Consider the following 1584-nt stretch of genomic DNA (forward strand, 5'->3'; position numbering starts at 1 on the left):
TGTCCGGCCCTGACACATGGGTAACAGATTGTACCTGAGACATGGGTGACAACCTCGTGCCGAACGGGTTGTCGGAGGGTCTCACGGTTATTTACTCCAAAGTCGATCCAGTTTGAGGCCAGAGGCCTGCGATCTGCTGCATTTCAGCGTGAGGCATCCATGGGACGGCTATTTTTGCTCGGCTCGCGCTGTCGCCGTCAACCCCGCGCGTGCCGCGCCCCTTCGGGCTTCGGGGGTTGACCGCGACAGCGGAGCCAAGCAAGTGGCCCTCCATGCCAAGAATGCACAAGAGCGCGTCCCCTCAGAGCGCCGTTGTGGCTGAGACATCGGTGCTGGGCTTCGGACCGAACGGGTTGTCGAGAGGTTGCAAGGTCTTCTGTTCGAGATCGAAATAGCCGAGATCGTAATGCATGAAGCTGACGAGCCAGATGCCCTCGTCGACCTCCTTGATGCCGAGCTTCTGGCCAGCCAGGACGGTTGAGATGTTGATCCTCTTGCGATGCAGGCAGAGGCGGCCGCAGGCAGTGACGACGACGTCGCGGTCGTGGAACGGGTAGCTCAACTCCGGCAGGCCGGCATAGGCCTGCGCTGAAGCCGTGTAGACCTCAGCAGGACACTTCATCCCGAGCGCCTCGTGGGGACGCTCGGTATTGAACTCGTGCACGAAGGCATCGAAGCGCTCCTGCTGTTGCAGAGTGTTGAAGCCGGGCGGCCTGGTGGCCTCCTTCTTGAGGGTGAGGTGCATGCGCTCGTGCCGGCCGTTCTGTTGTGGATGGCCCGGCTTGATGCGCTCGATGGCGATACCAAGCCGGAGCCACCACACCGAGAGCTTGGAAAGATTGAACAGGGCATTGGGACTGGCAAAAGGCACGCCATTGTCGGACCGAATGGCAAGCGGCAGGCCGCGCTCGCGGAACAGGCGCTCGAAGGCGGTCATGGCAGGCTCCTCGCGCGTGGAGTCGAGCGCCTCGCACAGCAGCAGGAAGCGCGCGGCATGATCGCTGACGGTCAGCGGGAAGCAGTAATGGCTGTTGCCAAGCTTGAACTCGCCTTTGAAGTCGGCGCACCAGACATCGTTCGGGGCAGTCCCTTGCGATAGCGACGTGCCGCGCGCGCGATGCCGCGGCCCACCGCCCCGCCTGACCAGGCCGTGGCGATCGAGCACCGCATGAATGGTGCTTTTGGCCGGCACCCGGACATCGCCGTCGAGCCGTCGCACCAGCAGTTCGCGGATCTTGCGGGCCCCCCAATGCGGCTTCTCGGTCTTGAGCTGAACAATCACAGTCTCAATCTGGGCCGGCAACTGGTTGGCATAGCGAACCGGGCGCCGCGAGCGGTCACTCAGTGCCTCCAGGCCATGTTCCTTGTAACGATCGAAGATCTTGTAGCCGGTCTTGCGGGAGATGCCGAACTCCCGGCAAACGTCCGACATGGCTTCCCCATCCAACAGACGGGCGACAAAGCGCAGGCGTTCTTCCATGACCGAACTCGCTTTCCACGGCATCCACACCTCCCGCAGAACAAAAGCGGAAAGTGTAACCCATGTGTCCGGTACATTTTGTCACCTATGTCTCGGGCCGCTCA

1 protein-coding gene is annotated in these 1584 nt (G+C 62.1%); it reads right to left on the bottom strand.

What is annotated here, in order from left to right; all coding sequences use genetic code 11:
• Positions 1-301: 301 nt before the first annotated feature.
• Complete coding sequence (locus HYH07_RS36135) at positions 302-1504, bottom strand: integrase core domain-containing protein (RefSeq protein ID WP_220006913.1); 1203 nt, start codon at positions 1502-1504, stop codon at positions 302-304.
• Positions 1505-1584 lie beyond the last annotated feature (80 nt).

This window comes from Bradyrhizobium sp. BR 10261 (assembly GCF_019455395.1).
GTDB classification, from domain to species: domain Bacteria; phylum Pseudomonadota; class Alphaproteobacteria; order Rhizobiales; family Xanthobacteraceae; genus Bradyrhizobium; species Bradyrhizobium manausense.